The following is a 16,777-nucleotide window of genomic DNA, read 5'->3' as shown; positions in this document are numbered from 1 at the left end:
TACCCGCTCAAGGCCCGGGGGCCCTGTCGCTCGACTCGTCGGCGACAGGGCCCCTCGGGCGTTTCGGGGGCCGGGGCCCCGGGGTGGGCGGCGCCGCACGGGGAGTCGGGCGGACGCCGACCGATGAGGCGTCAGCTCCGGCCCGGACCGTCGGCGAAGTGCGGCAGGATCATGTCGACCAGGGCGTCCACGTCCCTGTCGACCATGGGCTCCCCGGTCATGCCCATCCGGTGCAACAGCACTCCGACGACGACGTCGATGAAGAACAGGACCCGGTGCTCCGGCTCGTCGAGCGCCTCCTGGAGCGCGAGCCGGTACGGGTCCTGCAGCCGCGCGGACAGGATCTCGCGCAGGTCCGGGTCGCTGACGGCGTCACTGAACACACCGGCGAACGCGTCGCCCACTCCGGGTTCGGCGATCTTCGCCGCGACCCAGCGGACCGTCGAGGTCAAGAGCGCGGCCCGACTGCCGCCCTCGAGCGGCGCCGGGCCGAACGCGTCGAGGAGACAGTCCACGATCAGCGCGCCCTTCGTCGGCCAGCGCCGATAGACCGTCGACTTCGCGACGCCCGCCGCGCCTGCGATGCGTTCGACCGTGGCGCGCGCGTAGCCGACCTCCTGGACCGTGCTCAGCGTGGCGGCGAAGACCGCGTCGTTGACGCCGGCGCGTGGGCGGCCCGGCGGCCTGGCGGATGTGGGCGAAGTCATATCCACACCCTACCTCTTTTCGCTACCTTGAGTATCGATACCTGGGGTCGCGAAACTCTCCACGCGGCGACCGGCTCCGGGCAACAGCCAACTCCGGGCAAGGAGAAGAGACATGAGTGACATCACCACCGCGCAGCGACCGCCGGAGCCGAACTGGCCGACGATCACGACCGAGGAACTGATCGCCTACCGCGAGGCGGAGAACCGCTTCCGCGCGTCGGACGCGGCGCGGTCGATCCTCGGGGAGCCGGACCCCGGTGCCACGATCCAGTGGGAGAAGGTGGCACTGCCCGGGCGTGAACTCCCGGTCCGGGTGTACCGGCCGGTCCCGGGGGGCGACGGCCGGGACGCCGGGCGGACCGGCCTGCCGCTCGTACTCCACGTGCACGGGGGCGGGTTCGTGGGCACGGCGGCGCAGTGCGACTGGGTCACCAGCCATGTGGCGGCACGACTGCCCGCGGTCGTCGTCTCGGTGGAGCACCGCCTCGTCGACCCGGACCATCCCCTCGCGGCCGCCGTCGACGACGGCTGGGACGTGCTCCGGCACGTGGTGCGCGACGCCGGGCGATGGGGCGTCGACCCGGCGCGGACCGCTGTCTTCGGCGAGAGCTGCGGCGCGTTGATCAGCGCGCTGGTCGCGATCCGGGCCAGGCGGGCCGACTTGGGCCTGCGGGCGCAGGTCCTCGTCAACCCCGCCGTCGACGTGACCGGGACGATGTTCGCGTACGACTCGATCGCCGAGCACGCGGACACCCCGACCCTCGCCCTGCCGCAGCTGCGCCTGTTCCAGCGGCTCGCCGTCCCGTCGGGAACCGACCCCCGCGCGCTGTCGCCGCTGTACGCCGACGACTTGGGCGGACTGCCCCCGGCGCTCGTGGTGGTGCCGACCCACGACCCGCTGGCCGATCACGGCCGCCGCTACGCCGAACGGCTGCGCGCGGCCGGGACGTCCGTGCGGCTCGCCGAACACCCCGACGCCCCGCACGCGTTCCTGAGCCTGCCGGGTGTCGTCCCGCAGGCCGAGGCCGCGCGGGCGCAGGTCCTCGACTTCCTCCGCGCTTCGCTGTCCGCATGAGGGGGCGGAGCACGGGGCCGCGGACGACCAGGAGGTGGTCGACCGCTCCGACGACCGCGCGTTGACACGAGCCATCCCCTTGCCCGCCATCTGCGAACGCCGTTCCGTCACGGTCACGTATCCGTCGCATCCGGTCGTGGACGCGCTCTTCGAGAGCCTGGGCGGGGCTCTCGACGGCCTCCTCGCGGATCTGAGGGAGCCCCCGTGGGACTGCGGTGCGTGATCGTCCGGGCGCGTTGTGAGATGGACCACGGTGATCATTTGAGGGCGCGATTCGGGCAGGAAACGGGCGCCTCGGATGGTCAAACGGGCATGTCCGGCTGCACGGTTGCCCGTTCCCGGGAGCGGTGCCCGGTGTCTCGCGGGTGTCGGTGTCAGGTATCGCGGATGCGAACCGGACAGAGTCGACGCCCAGGTAGTCGGGGCGGTGCCTCTTCGCTTAGGCATATGCAGCAGGCGTTCGGCGCGCGCGCCAACGGTCCTTACGCAAGAGTAAGGAAGTGTTGTCGCGCCGCCGATAGCCACAAAAGGTCTGGGTGGTACGGGCAAAGGGCGGTCCGATACTGTTGCCGTAGGCGCAGCGCGATGACTCCGCATTCACCTGACCCGTGAGCGAGTCGCCCGCACGGCCCGTCGGTCCTCCCGAGGAGTCATTCCCCTGACTTCTCGCGGCGAGCCCGATGCTCATGTGGAGTCCAGGTAAAGGGAGACTGAGGTCCGGTGACCCGCGATGCAGGTTCTGGTGCTTCCTGTCGAGCCTTCTCTGCCACCGTACGGAGACCGTTCCGGGGCGATGTCCATACCCAGAACTAAGTAGGTCCCTGGCGTCTCGCACCACTCGGTCCATGGAGTGCGAAACTCGATGTATTACGTGCCTCGACGTATTGCGTACCTCTATCCGCACTGTGTTCTCGTGAGATCGAAACCAGGGTTTCCGTAATGTTTCCCCGCGTGTTCCGGCGTTCTTCGAATCGCCGATGGCCGCGCTTTCCTGGCTCATCGCTCCACCGACGTCTGACGAACGGCACGACAGTCGTATCCGATCGGACGGCACCCGGGCCGCCCGGTCCGAAACCCTGACTCGCTCCGTGTGTCGCTGACACGTGCCGCCCGCCCCGCCCGTGGTGGATCCCTGCGGGCACCGTCGGCGACGCCTCCGTCATCCCAGCTCACGGCCGCGCCGTGCCTCGGCAGTTGGGGCGTCGTGGCCCGGGAGCGCCTGGGGCGAGGCGTCCCGGGCCTTCGCCGTGCCATGTCGGTACTGCGCCTTCGCCCCCCGCCGACGCCGCCCCTCGGGCCCCTGTACCGGTGTTCTCCGGGGTTGCGCCACCGGTCCGTTCGACGTCTTCTTTTCGTCATGCGTCCGATGTTTCGACGCGGATATTGGCTGCCGTTTACCTGTTATGTGGCTCCGTATGACCCAGGATTGACGGTCCCATGACAGGGGTGTGTCCTCCCATGAACCAGATGTTTCGCACTCGTCACATCCGCACGTGCCCTCCCGGACGCGTCAGGTGGTGTGAGCTGGGGTTTTCGTTGCCTCAAAGGGCAACGGCCCCGATGAATTCCTGAGGTCCGCCCCGTAAATTTCGTGAGTCAGGGCGTGCCGACTGGCGCCCGCGTGTCGGTTGTGTGTATTCCTCGCGCGGGCGCGATACGCGCATACGCCAAACGCGACCGGCGATGGTTGAGACCGGAAATAGACGTCGACCGACTTGAAATAGACGTCAGTTGACAATTTCTGGAGCGCTGGTCTTGACTTGCGCCAGTTGTCGGGACCGATTGGCTGAGAAGTGATCGACGTCAATTCGGGCCAATCAAGTGCGTGTTCTTTAGTGGACGATTGACGAGGGCAGGGGCTGCCATGTGCGAAATGGCACGAGTGGACATCGGCACTGTCGCCGTCATCGGAGTCGCGCCTGCGGCACCGGTGCGGACCGAGCCGGATCCCGGTGTGTGGGCCGAGTTGACCGGTGTGATGCTGTCGGCGGACCGGACCGCCGCCGTGGCGTCGGCGTGGACGGCCTGTGAGGACGCGGGCGTCGGCGACGACCGGGCGGGCATCGGCGTTTTCCTGGCCGCCGAGGGCGCGGACGCGGGCGACCCGGGCGAGTTAGCGGACACACTCGGTCTGCGCGGCCCGCGCCGCACCGGGCCCGACCCCCTCGCCGAGGCCCTCGCCGCCGTGCGTTCCGGCGAGTGTGCCCTGGCCCTCGTCGGCTCGGACGGTGCCCACGCCGTGCTCGCGCGGGGCGACCACGCCCGGGCCGCGGCCTTCGCCTACCGGCTCGGCACCGACGACGAGTTGCCTGACAACGTTCTCGCTCTTGTCGAGTCCGCCCTGAGCGCGGGCCGTCCCGCGCCCGGCCGCGCCGCCGCCGAAGGACCCGCCGTCCCGCTGACGCTGTCGGCCCACAGCCAGGACGCCCTGCGGGCCCGCGCCGCCGACCTGCGCACCCTGCTCGACACCGAGCCGGACCTGCCGCTCGCCGACGTCGCCCTGTCCCTCGCCACCACCCGCCCCGCGCTCGCCGAACGCGCCGTGTTCGTCGGCGGCGACCGGGCGCGGCTCGCCGGGGAACTGCTCGCCTTCAGTGAGGGCGGATTACCGGTGCCGGGACTCGCGACCGGCGGGCCCGCACCGGCCGCGGCGGACGGCATCGCGTTCGTGTTCCCCGGGCACGGGCCCCAATGGCCGGGCATGGCCGACGAGTTGATGGACCGCTTGCCGGTGTTCGCCGAGCACCTGCGGGCCTGCGCGGACGCCCTCACGCCGCACGTGGACTGGCCCGTCATGGACGTACTGCGCGGCCACACGGACACGCCGTCGCTCGACCGGCCGGACGTGGGGCAGCCCGCACTCTGGGCGATGATGGTGTCCCTGGCCGCCCTGTGGCGGTCCTGGGGCGTGGTGCCCGACGCCGTGATCGGCTCCAGCGCCGGCGAGCTCCCGGCAGCGACGGTCGCGGGCGCCCTGTCCGTCGAGGACGGCGCGCGGGCCGTGGCCCTGTTCGGCCAGGCGCAGGTGCACCTGCTCGAAGGCGGCGTGATGCTGTCCGTCCTCGCGTCCGCCGACGAGGTACGCGAACGGCTGACCCGCTACGACGGACTCGACCTCGCCGCCGTGCACGCCCCCGGCTCGGTCCTGGTCTCCGGCGTCGAGGACGAGGCCGACGCACTCCTCGCCGAACTGGCCGCGGACGGCATCAAGGCCAGGGCCATCGACATCCGCATCGCGGCGCACGGCCGCCAGGTCGACGCGGTCCTCGACGGGCTGCGCGCCGACCTCGCCCCGATCGAGCCCCGCCCGACGGACGTGCCGATCTACCTGGGCACCACGGGCGAGCGGGTCGACCCGCTCACGCTCACCGCGGACCACTGGTGCCGCAACGTGCGCCACACCGCCGACTTCGAGGGCGCCACCCGCGCCGCACTGGCCGCGGGCCACCGCCTGCTCGTCGAGTCGAGCCCGCACCCCGTGCTCACCCGGGCCGTGCAGGAGACCGCCGAGGACGCCGCCGTGGACGCCGTCGTCCTCGGGACGCTGCGCCGGGGCCCGGGCAGCGCCGACCACCTGACCGCCGCACTGGCCACGGTGCACGCGCACGGCGTACTCCCCGACTGGGACGCGGTGTTCGTGGGCCGGGACGCCCGCGCCGTGCCGCTGCCCGCCTACCCGCTGGACGCCGCGCCCGCCGCCGCCCCCGCCCCGTCCCTCGCCGACCGGCTCGCGGCCGCCCCCGACCGCCACGAACTCCTCCTCGACCTGGTCCGCGCGCAGGTCGCCGCCGTCGCCGGAGCGGACACCGTGCTCTCCGCCGACGTGGACGCTCCGCTCCTGGAGCTGGGCGTCGACTCGGCGGGCGCGGTGACCCTGCGCAACCTCCTGAACGCCGCCACCGGCCTGAAGCTGCCCGTGTCCGCGGTGTTCGACAACCCCACGTGCCGAGGCCTCGCCACGCACATCGACCGGGTCCTGCTCGGCGCGCCCACCGACGACGACGAGGCGCCGGCCCCCCTGACGGGCGGCGACAACGAGCCGATCGCCGTCGTCGCGATGAGCTGCCGCCTGCCCGGCGGCGTACACAGCCCCGAGGACCTGTGGGAACTGCTGTCCGCGGGCGGCGACGGCATCACCGCGTTCCCCGCCGACCGCGGCTGGGACCTGGACGGACGCTACGACGAGGACGCCGAGCGGGCGGGCGGCTACTACCAGCGCGAAGCCGGATTCCTGCACGAGGCGACCGAGTTCGACCCGGAGTTCTTCGGCATATCACCGCGCGAGGCCCTCGCCATGGACCCGCAGCAGCGGCTGCTCCTGGAGATCTCCTGGGAGGCGATCGAGCGCGCGGGCATCGACCCGGCGGGGCTGCGGGGCAGCCGCGCGGGCGTGTTCGTGGGCGCCATGACGATGGACTACGGGCCGCGACTGCACGAGGCGCCCGCGGACCTGGAGGGCTACCTCCTCACCGGCAACACGGCGAGCGTCGCGTCCGGCAGGCTCTCCTACACGTTCGGCTTCTCGGGACCCGCCGTCACCGTCGACACGGCGTGCTCGTCGTCGCTGGCCGCCCTGCACCTGGCCGTGCAGTCGCTGCGCCGCGGCGAGTGCACCGTCGCGCTCGCGGGCGGCGTCACGGTCATGCCGTCGCCGGGCATGTTCGTGGAGTTCAGCCGCCAGCGCGCGCTGGCCCCCGACGGCCGCAGCAAGGCGTTCTCGGCGAGCGCGGACGGCTTCGGCCTCGCCGAGGGCGCCACGATGGTGCTCCTCGAGCGGCTCTCCGACGCGCGGCGCAACGGACACCCCGTGCTCGCGCTGGTCAAGGGCACCGCCATCAACCAGGACGGCGCGTCCAACGGCCTCACCGCCCCCAGCGGCCCCGCACAGCGCCGCGTGATCCGACAGGCCCTCGCCGACGCGGGCGTGTCCGCCGCCGAGGTCGACGCCGTCGAGGCGCACGGCACCGGCACGAAGCTGGGCGACCCGATCGAGGCGGACGCGCTGCTCGCCACCTACGGCCAGGAGCACCCGGCCGACCGGCCGCTGCTGCTCGGCTCGGTGAAGTCGAACATCGGCCACACACAGGCCGCGTCCGGCGTCGCGGGTCTGATCAAGATGGTGCTCGCGCTGCAGCACGGCGAGCTGCCCAAGAGCCTGCACATCACCGAGCCCACCCCGCACGTGGACTGGACGACGGGCGCGGTGTCGCTCGTCACCGAGGCCATGCCGTGGCCGGAGGTCGAGCGCCCCCGGCGGGCCGGTGTGTCCTCGTTCGGCATCAGCGGCACCAACGCCCACGCCGTCCTCGAACAGGCACCCGACGAGGTTCCGGCCGACCCGGAGCCGTCGTCCGCGTCCGTGCCGCTGGTGTTCTCCGCGCGCTCGGAGGACGCCCTGCGCGCCCACGCCGCCCGACTCGCCGCTGTCGTGGAGCAGTTGACACCCGCCGACATGGCGGCCGGTCTGCTGTCCCGCTCGGTCTTCGAGCACCGGGCCGTGGTGGTGGCGGGCGGCGCCGACGCGCTGACGGCGGTGGCCCAGGGGGCCGAGTCCGCCCGGGTGGCGATCGGCGTCGCGCGGACCGCGGGGAAGGTGGCGTTCGTGTTCCCCGGCCAGGGTTCGCAGTGGCTGGGGATGGGTGCGCGGTTGGCGGAGTCGTCGCCGGTGTTCCGTGCCTCGATGGAGGCGTGCGCCGAGGCCCTCGCGCCGTACGTGGACTGGCCGTTGTGGGATGTGCTCGACGACGCGGACGCGCTGGAGCGCGTCGACGTGGTGCAGCCCGCGCTGTTCTCGGTGATGGTGTCGCTCGCGGCGCTGTGGCGTTCGTACGGTGTCGAACCCGATGCGGTCGTGGGGCACAGCCAGGGCGAGATCGCCGCCGCGCACGTCGCGGGCGCCCTCTCGCTCGCGGATGCTGCCAGGGTTGTCGCGCTGCGGAGCAAGGCCATCCTCGCGCTGTCGGGTCAGGGCGGCATGGTGTCGCTCGCCGCCACGCTTGAGGACGCCCGTGAGTGGATCGCGCCGTGGGACGGGCGGATTTCGGTCGCCGCGGTCAACGGCCCCGGTTCGGTGGTCGTCGCGGGTGACGCCGACGCGCTGGACGAGCTGGTCGAGGCCTGCACGGCCGACGGCAGGCGGGCCCGGCGGATCCCCGTCGACTACGCCTCCCACTCGCCGCACGTCGAGCGGATCGAGGACGAGCTGGCGCGCGTGCTGGCCGGGGTGGAGCCCCAGGTCGCGGGTGTGCCGATGCTGTCCACGGTCACCGGGGAGTGGCTGACCGGCACCGAGGTGGGCGCCGACTACTGGTATCAGAACCTGCGGCACACCGTGCGCTTCGAGGAGGCCACGCGCGGCCTCCTCGACCACGGCGTCGGCGCGTTCGTCGAATGCAGCCCGCACCCCGTGCTCACCATCGGCGTGCGCGAGACCGTGGACGCGACCGGAGGCGAAGCCATCGTCGTCGGCACCCTGCGCCGCACCGCCGGCGACCTCGACCGGTTCCTGCTCTCCGCCGCCGAGGCGTACGTGGAGGGCCTGCCCTTCGACTGGCATGCCGTCGTGCCCGCCGGGCGGCACGTGGACCTGCCGACGTACCCGTTCCAGCGCAGGCGGTTCTGGATCGACGAGACGTCCCGCCCCGCGGCGGGCGGCGACGACCCCGCGTTCGCGGAGTTCTGGGCCGCCGTGGAGCGCGGCGACCTCGCCACCACGCTCGACGTGCCCGCCGACGCGCCGCTGACCGACGTCCTGCCCAGCCTCGCCGACTGGCGGCGCCGCAGCCAGGAGCGGACCGCCGTCGACTCGTGGCGCCACCGGATCACCTGGCGCCCGCTCGCAACCGCCACCGCACCCACCCTGACCGGGACCTGGCTCCTGGTCGGCCCGCCGTCCGAGGCGGAGCACCCGTGGCGGACGGCGGCCGCCGACGCGCTGCGTGCCCACGGAGCCGACGTCCTGCACGTCGACGGCTCGGCCGAGTCGCTGAGCGCCCTGGACGTCGTACCCAGTGGCGTGCTGTCCCTGCTCGCCCTCGACGAACAGCCCGACGCCGCGGCGCCGACCGTCCCCGGCGGCCTCTCCGGCACGCTGGCGCTGGTCCGGGCGCTCGGCGACGCCGGGATCGGCGCGCCGCTGTGGCTGGCCACGACGGGCGCGGTGTCCGTCGGGCGCTCCGACCCGCTGACCCACCCGGCGCAGAGCCAGGTGTGGGGCCTCGGCCTCGCCGTCGGCCTGGAGCACCCGGAGCGCTGGGGCGGTCTCGTCGACCTCCCCGTGACCCCCGACGCCAGGACCGGCACCCGGCTCGCCGCCGTCCTCGCCGGGCAGACGGACGAGGACCAATTGGCCATCCGCGCCTCCGGCGTGACGGTGCGACGGCTGGTACCGGCCCCCGCACCGGCGGCGGCACCCGCCTGGCGCACCAGCGGCACCGCGCTGATCACCGGCGGCACCGGCGCCATCGGCGGGCACGTCGCCCGCTGGCTGGCGGTCAGCGGCGCCGAACACATCGTGCTGACCAGCCGCAGCGGCCCGGACGCCCCCGGCGCCCAGGAACTGGCGGCCGAACTGACCGCGCTCGGCGCCCGGACCACCGTCGCCGCCTGCGACGCCGCCGACCGCACCGCCCTCGCCGACCTGTTCGCCCGGCTCGACGCCGACGGCACCCCCGTCCGCTCCGTCTTCCACGCGGCGGGCACCGTCCCGTCGTTGCCCCTCGCCGACACCACCACCTCGGACCTCGCCCACGCCGTCGGCGCGAAGGCCGTCGGCGCGGTCCACCTCGACGAGCTGTGCGCCGGACGCGAGTTGGACGCGTTCGTGCTGTTCTCCTCCGGCTCCGCGGTCTGGGGCAGCGGTGAACTGGGGGCGTACGGCGCCGCCAACGCCTTCCTCGACGGCCTCGCGCAGCGCCGCCACGCCGACGGACTGCCCGCCACCTCGGTCTCCTGGGGCATGTGGGCGGGCGGCGGCATGGCCACGGGCGACCTGGACGACCAGCTGCGCCGCCGGGGCCTGCGCCCCATGCGGCCGGAGCTCGCGGTCGGCGCGCTCGCCACCGCCCTCGCCGCGGGCGAAACCACCCTCACGGTCGCGGACTTCGACTGGGCCCGCTTCGCCCCCGGCTTCACGGCCGCCCGCTCCCGCCCCCTGATCAGCGAGATACCCGACGTCGTCGCGCTCGCCGAGCAGGACGCCGTGGACCAGCCCGCCGCCGGTGGCGCGCTCGCCGACCGCCTCGCCGGGCTCACCGACGCCGACCGGCGCCGAGTCCTGCTCGACCTGGTCCGCGGCCACGCCGCCGCGGTGCTCGGCCACGAAGGACCCGACACCGTCACGCCCGACCGCGCGTTCCGCGAGCTGGGCTTCGACTCCCTGACCGCCATCGAACTCCGCAAGCGCCTCAACACCGCGACCGGCGTACGACTGCCCGCGACCGTCGTGTTCGACCACCCGACCCCCACGGCTCTCGCCGCCGAACTGCACACCGTCGTGCTCGGCGCGCAGCAGACCGCCGCGCCGACCCCGGCCAGCACGACCCGGGCCGCCGACGAGCCGATCGCCGTGGTGGCGATGAGCTGCCGCTACCCCGGCGGCGTCCGCGGACCCGAGGACCTCTGGTCGCTCGTCATGGCCGGACACGACGCCATCGGGGAGTTCCCCGACGACCGGGGCTGGGACACCGACCGGCTGTACCCGGCCGACGCGGAGGCCCTGGGCCGCAGCCGCACCCTGGAGGGCGCCTTCCTCGACGACGCGGGCGGCTTCGACGCGGGCTTCTTCGGCATCGCCCCGCGCGAGGCCCTCGCGATGGACCCGCAGCAGCGGCAGGTGCTCGAACTGGCCTGGGAGGCCTTCGAACGGGCGGGCATCGACCCGTCCTCCGTGCACGACAGCCTCACCGGCGTGTTCGTCGGCGCCTCGCCGCAGAGCTACTCCGGCAGCATGGAGCAGGCCACGTCCGAGATGGACGGCTACCGCCTGACCGGCGACGCCCTGAGCGTCGTCTCCGGGCGCGTCGCCTACTCGCTTGGCCTGCGCGGCCCCGCCGTCACCGTGGACACCGCCTGCTCGTCCTCCCTGGTCGCCCTGCACCTCGCCGTGCAGGCACTGCGGTCGGGGGAGTGCTCGATGGCCCTGGCGGGCGGCACCGCGATCATGGTGACGCCGATGCCCTTCGCCGAGTTCAGCCTGCAGGGCGGCCTGGCCCCCGACGGCCGGTGCAAGCCCTTCGCCGACGCCGCCGACGGCGTCGGCTGGGGCGAGGGCGCGGGCCTGATCCTGCTGGAACGCCTCTCCGATGCCCAGGCCAACGGCCACGAAGTGCTCGCCGTCGTCCGCGGCTCCGCCATCAACCAGGACGGCGCCTCCAACGGCCTCTCCGCGCCCAACGGGCCCGCACAGCAGCAGGTCATCCGCGCGGCGCTCGCCAACGCGGGCCTGTCCGCCGCGGACGTGGACGCCGTCGAGGGCCACGGCACCGGCACCCGGCTCGGCGACCCCATCGAGGCCCAGGCACTCCTCGCCACATACGGCCAGGAACGCCCCGCCGACCGGCCGCTGCTCCTCGGCGCGCTGAAGTCCAACATCGGCCACACCCAGGCGGCCTCGGGCATCGCGGGCGTCATCAAGATGGTGCAGGCGCTGCGCCACGGCGTACTGCCGCGCACCCTGCACCTGGACCGCCCGTCCCAGCACGTGGACTGGACGACCGGCGCCGTGGAACTCCTCGCCGACGACCGGCCGTGGCCCGAGGCCGACCGGCCCAGGCGTGCCGCCGTGTCCGCGTTCGGCGTCAGCGGCACCAACGGCCACGTCATCCTCGAACAGGCCGACGTCCAGGCCGAGTCCGCACCCGCGACCCCGACCGCCGAGCCCGAAGGACGGACCCTGGCGTGGGCGCTGTCCGCCCGCGACACCGCCGCGCTGCGCGACCAGGCGGCCCGCCTTGCCGCCACCGTCGACGAGCGGCCCGGCCTGTCCCCGGTGGACGTCGCCACGACGCTCACGACCGGACGCGCCGCGCTCGACCACCGCGCCGTCGTCCTCGGCACCGACACCTCCGAACTGCGCGTCGGACTCGACGCGCTGACCGTCGGCGCCGACGACCCGGCCGTGGTGCGCGGCACCCCCGACGGCGGCACGCTCGCCGTGCTGTTCTCCGGCCAGGGTTCCCAGCGCATCGGCATGGGCAGCGGCCTGTACGCGGCGCACCCCGTGTTCGCCGACGCCCTCGACGAGGCGTTCGCCCACCTCGACCCGCACCTCGCCGTGCCGCTGCGCGACGTCGTCCTCGGCGACGACCAGGCCCTGCTCGACCGCACCGAGTACGCCCAGCCCGCGCTGTTCGCCGTCGAGGTGGCCCTCTACCGGCTGTGGGAGTCCTGGGGCCTTCAGCCCGACGCGCTCGCGGGCCACTCCATCGGCGAACTCACCGCCGCCCATGTCGCCGGGGTCTTCTCGCTGGCCGACGCCTGCGCGATCGTCGCCGCCCGCGGCGCCCTCATGCAGGAACTGCCCGCCGGTGGCGTCATGGTCGCCGTGCAGGCCGCCGAGGACGAGATCGCGCCGGAGCTCTCCGAGCACGTCGGCATCGCCGCCATCAACGGCCCGAACTCCCTGGTCCTGTCCGGCAGCGAACGCGAGGTCCTCGACCTCGCCGACCGCCTCAAGGCACAGGGCCGCAAGGTGACCAGGCTGCGCGTCAGCCACGCGTTCCACTCGCCGCTCATGGAGCCGATGCTGGCCGCGTTCCGCCGTGTCGTGGCGGGCGCCACCGCCCATCCGCCCACGCTGCCCATCGTGTCCACGCTGACCGGCGCGCCGGTCGACGCCGGGGAACTGGCCTCGCCGGACCACTGGGTGCGGCACGTGCGCCAGCCGGTGCGGTTCGCCGACGGCGTCACGGCACTTGTCGCGCAGGGCGTGACGACGATGGTGGAGGTCGGGCCCGGCACCGTGCTCGCCGCGATGGGCCAGGACAGCGCCCCCGACACGGTGTTCGTGCCGACGCTGCGCTCCGACCGGCCCGAACCGGACGCGCTCACCCTCGCCGCCGCGCACCTGTACGTCCGCGGCGCGAAGCTGGACGCCGGCGCCGCCCTTGGCGGCCCGGGCCGCCAAGTCAGCCTGCCCACCTACGCCTTCCAGCACGACCGCTACTGGCTGACCGCCGCCGTCGCCCCCGCGGGCGACGGCGCGACAGCGGCCCTCGGTGTCGCCGCGGGCGACCACCCGCTGCTGCGCGCCGCGATCGCGCTGCCCGACTCCGACGGCGTCGTCTTCACCGGCAGGCTCTCCACCAAGACCCATCCGTGGCTCGCCGACCACGGCGTCGGCGGCCGGGTGCTGTTCCCCGGCACCGGCTTCCTCGACCTCGCCCTGCACGCCGCGAGCCACTGCGGCCTCGACACCGTCGACGAACTGACCCTGCAGGCCCCGATGGCCCTGCCCGAGCGCGGCGGCCTCGCCCTGCGCGTCACGGTGGGCGCGCAGGACGACGGCACGCGGAGCATCCGGGTGCACTCACGGGCAGACGACGCCGACCGGGACGCGCCGTGGACCGAGCACGCCACCGGCATGCTCACCACGGGCGACGTGCAGGAGACCGACCTCGCGGCGTGGCCGCCGCGGGGCGCGACACCGATGGACGTCGACGGCATCTACGACCGCCTCGACGAACTCGGCTACGGCTACGGGCCCGTGTTCCGCGCGCTGCGCGCGGCCTGGACCCTCGACCGTGACGTGTACGTCGAGGTGGCCCTGCCGGACGGGACCGTCGGCGACGGCTTCAGCGTGCACCCCGCCCTGCTCGACGCCGCGCTGCACGCGCCCGTGCTGCGTGCCCTCGACGAGGTCGGCGCGGGCCCCCGGCTGCCGTTCAGCTTCAGGGGAGTGCGGCTGCACGCCGTCGGCGCCTCGGCGCTGCGGGTGCGCTGGTCGCCCACGGGGCAGGGCCGGGACGAGATGTCGCTGTCCGTCGCGGACCCTGCCGGGCGGCCGGTGGCGACCGTCGAGTCACTGGTGATGCGACCGGCGGACCTCCGCGGGACCGCCTCCCGGACCTCCGACACACTGCTCGAAGTGGAGTGGACACCGCTGCCCGCGACCGGGCAGAGGCCGGTCGGGCTCGCCGTGCTCGCCGCGGACGGCCTCGGGGCGGACGGCCCCGGCCTGGACGCGGCCGACTTCGGCCCCGACACCCCCACCGTCTCCGACTTCGCCGCCCTCGACGGCGTGAGCGACCTGCTCGCCCACTGCCCCCAAGCGTCCGACGCGGACGGGAAGGCGGCGCGGGACACCGTGTCCTGGGCGCTCGCACTGGCCCAGGCCTGGCTCGCCGACGAGCGGACCACGGGCACGCGCCTGGTGTTCGTGACCCGCGGCGCCGTCGACACCGACGTGCCCGACGCGGCGCAGGCCGCCGTGTGGGGCCTGGTCCGGTCGGCACAGACCGAGAACCCCGGCCGGTTCGCGCTCGTCGACCTCGACGCCGCCGCCGAGTCCGCCCTCGCCGTGCCCGCCGCGCTGGCCTCCGACGAGCCCCAACTGGCCGTACGGGCAGGCCGGGTGACCGTGCCCAGGCTCGCCCGCACCACCGCCGACAGGCTGCTCACCCCGCCCGCCGACGGCCCGTGGCACCTCGGCGTCCAGCAGCACGGCTCCCTGGACGGCCTCGCCCTGGTGCCGCACCCGGACGTCACCGCGCCCCTCGCGCCCGGCGAGGTACGCGTCGCCGTCCGCGCGGCGGGACTGAACCTCCGCGACGCGCTGATCGCCCTCGACGCCCACCCCGACGCCGCCGAACCGGGCAGCGAGGTCGCGGGCGTGGTCACCGAGGTCGGCTCGGCGGTGACCGGCCTGACCGTGGGCGACCACGTGCTCGGCCTGGCCGGCAAGGGCTTCGGACCGCTCGCGGTCACCGATCACAGGCTCCTCGCCCCGGTGCCCGCAGGCTGGTCCTTCGCGGACGCCGCATCGGTGCCGCTGGCCTTCCTCACCGCGTACCACGCCCTGCACGACCTGGCAGGCCTGCGCCGCGGCCAGTCCGTTCTCGTCCACGGGGCGGCGGGCGACGTCGGCCTGGCGGCCGTGCAACTCGCCCGGCACTGGGGCGCGGAGGTGTTCGCGACCGCGCGCCCCGAGGAGTGGGACGTCGTACGGGCGGCGGGTGTGCCCGCCGCGCACCTGGCGTCGTCGGACGACACCGACTTCGCTGCGAAGCTCGCCGTGGAGACCGGCGGGCGCGGCGTGCACGTGGTCCTGAACGCGCTGGTGCGGGAGTCCGCGGCGGCCTCCCCGGAAGCGCGGGAGCACGCGGACACCTCCCCGGCAGCACGGGAGTTCACCGACGCCCTCCTGGAACTGCTGCCCGAAGGCGGGTGGTTCATCGAGCCGGGCAAGGCCGACGGCCACGAGCCCGACGCCCTGCCGACCGGCGTCGAGTACGCCGCGTTCGACCGGCCGCAGCCGGACCCCGACCGCTGCCAGGAGATCCTCGCCGACGTCCTCGCGCTCTGCGAGGCGGGCGTGCTGACCTCCCTGCCGGTGCGCGCCTGGGACGTCCGCCGCGCACCCGAGGCGTTCCGGCACGTCGCCGAATCCCGGCTCACCGGCAAGGCCGTGCTGACCGTGCCCGCACCGATCGACCCGGACCGCCCGGTCCTGGTCACCGGCGGCCTCGGCACGCTCGGCGCGATCGTGGCCCGGCACCTCGTCGCCGAACGAGGCGTCCGCAACCTCGTCCTCGCGGGCCGCAAGGGCCTGGCGACCGAGGGCGCCGAGGAGCTGCGCGACGAACTGGCCGCGCTGGGCGCCGAGGTGTCCGTGGCGGCCTGCGACGTGGCCGACCGGGACTCGGTCGCGGAGCTCTTCGCCTCGCTGGACCGGCCGCTCGGCGCGGTCGTGCACACCGCGGGCGTCGTCGACGACGGCGTACTGGAGTCGCTGACGCCCGAACGCGTCGACCGCGTCTTCGCCCCGAAGGTCGACGGCCTGCTGCACCTGGACGAGCTGACCAGGGACGCCGACCTGTCCGCGTTCGTCGTGTTCTCCTCGGCGGCCGGAGTCCTCGGCAGCGCGGGCCAGGGCAGCTACGCGGCCGCCAACGCGGCGCTCGACGCGCTCGTGCGGCGCCGCCACGCCCTCGGCCTGCCCGGCGTCTCCGTGGCGTGGGGCCTGTGGGCCGCCGCGAGCGGCATGACCGCGGGCCTCGACGAGGGCGACCGGGCCCGGCTCGGCCGCTCCGGCGTCCTCGAACTGCCCACCGACGACGCGCTCGCGCTGTTCGACGCCGCGACGCACGACGACCGTGCGGCACTCGTGCCGGTCCTCCTCGACACCGCCGCACTGCGCGGACAGGCGGCCGACGGCACCCTGCCCCCGCTGCTGCGGGGCCTGGTCCGGGCCCCCGCCCGCCGCGCCACGCCGACGGCCCCCGTCGCGGCCGCGACGTTCGCCGACACCCTCGCGGGCCGACCCGCCGAGGAACGCGAGCAGACGGTCCTCGACCTGGTCTGCACACAGGTCGGAGCGGTGCTCGGCCACGCGCCCGGCACCGAGGTCGACCCCGGCCGCGCGCTCGGCGACCTCGGGTTCGACTCCCTGACCTCGGTGGAACTGCGCAACCGGCTGACCGCGGCCACCGGCCTGCGGCTCGCCTCGACCTTCGTCTTCGACCACCCGTCGGCCGCCGCGATCACCCGGTACCTGCTCACGCTGCTCCCGAGCGACGAGCCCGACCCGGGGACCGGCGTACTCGACCAGCTCGACCAACTGGAGAGCGCGCTGCTCGCGCTCACCGACGACGGGACCGCCACCAAGGTGGACCTGCGGCTGCGCGCCCTGCTCGCCAACTGGAGCGAAGCCCGGGCCGATGACGCCGAGGACGACGCGGAGGCCGGCTTCGACTCGGCCACCGACGACGAACTCTTCGGCTACCTCGACAACGAACTTGAGACCTCGTGAACCGGCCGGACCCCACCGAACACGTCC

The 16,777-nt window shown here is 74.3% G+C and carries 4 protein-coding genes; 3 read left to right on the top strand and 1 reads right to left on the bottom strand.

Annotated elements, in window-relative coordinates; translation table 11 throughout:
• Positions 1-131: 131 nt before the first annotated feature.
• Positions 132-707 carry a TetR/AcrR family transcriptional regulator gene (locus tag ACFVHO_RS06425; RefSeq protein ID WP_385710831.1) on the bottom strand — a complete coding sequence of 192 codons (576 nt, stop codon included), beginning with the start codon at positions 705-707 and terminating at the stop codon, positions 132-134.
• 112 nt (positions 708-819) lie between these two features.
• Here ACFVHO_RS06425 and ACFVHO_RS06420 point away from each other — a divergent pair, with 112 nt between their 5' ends.
• The 3 genes from ACFVHO_RS06420 (at position 820) to ACFVHO_RS06410 (ending at position 16,750) form a co-directional block, all read left to right on the top strand.
• Positions 820-1,782 carry an alpha/beta hydrolase gene (locus tag ACFVHO_RS06420; protein WP_385710829.1) on the top strand — a complete coding sequence of 321 codons (963 nt, stop codon included), beginning with the start codon at positions 820-822 and terminating at the stop codon, positions 1,780-1,782.
• Positions 1,783-1,816: 34 nt separating this feature from the next.
• The gene (locus tag ACFVHO_RS06415; RefSeq protein ID WP_385710827.1) at positions 1,817-2,005 is read left to right on the top strand and encodes a hypothetical protein; all 189 of its coding nucleotides are present in this window, start codon (positions 1,817-1,819) and stop codon (positions 2,003-2,005) included.
• 1,650 nt (positions 2,006-3,655) lie between these two features.
• The gene (locus ACFVHO_RS06410; RefSeq protein ID WP_385710825.1) at positions 3,656-16,750 is read left to right on the top strand and encodes a type I polyketide synthase; all 13,095 of its coding nucleotides are present in this window, start codon (positions 3,656-3,658) and stop codon (positions 16,748-16,750) included.
• The last annotated feature ends 27 nt before the right edge of the window (positions 16,751-16,777 follow it).

Source organism: Streptomyces sp. NPDC127108 (assembly GCF_042677545.1).
Classification (GTDB): Bacteria; Actinomycetota; Actinomycetes; order Streptomycetales; family Streptomycetaceae; genus Streptomyces.
This window is presented reverse-complemented; position numbering and strand designations above follow the sequence as displayed.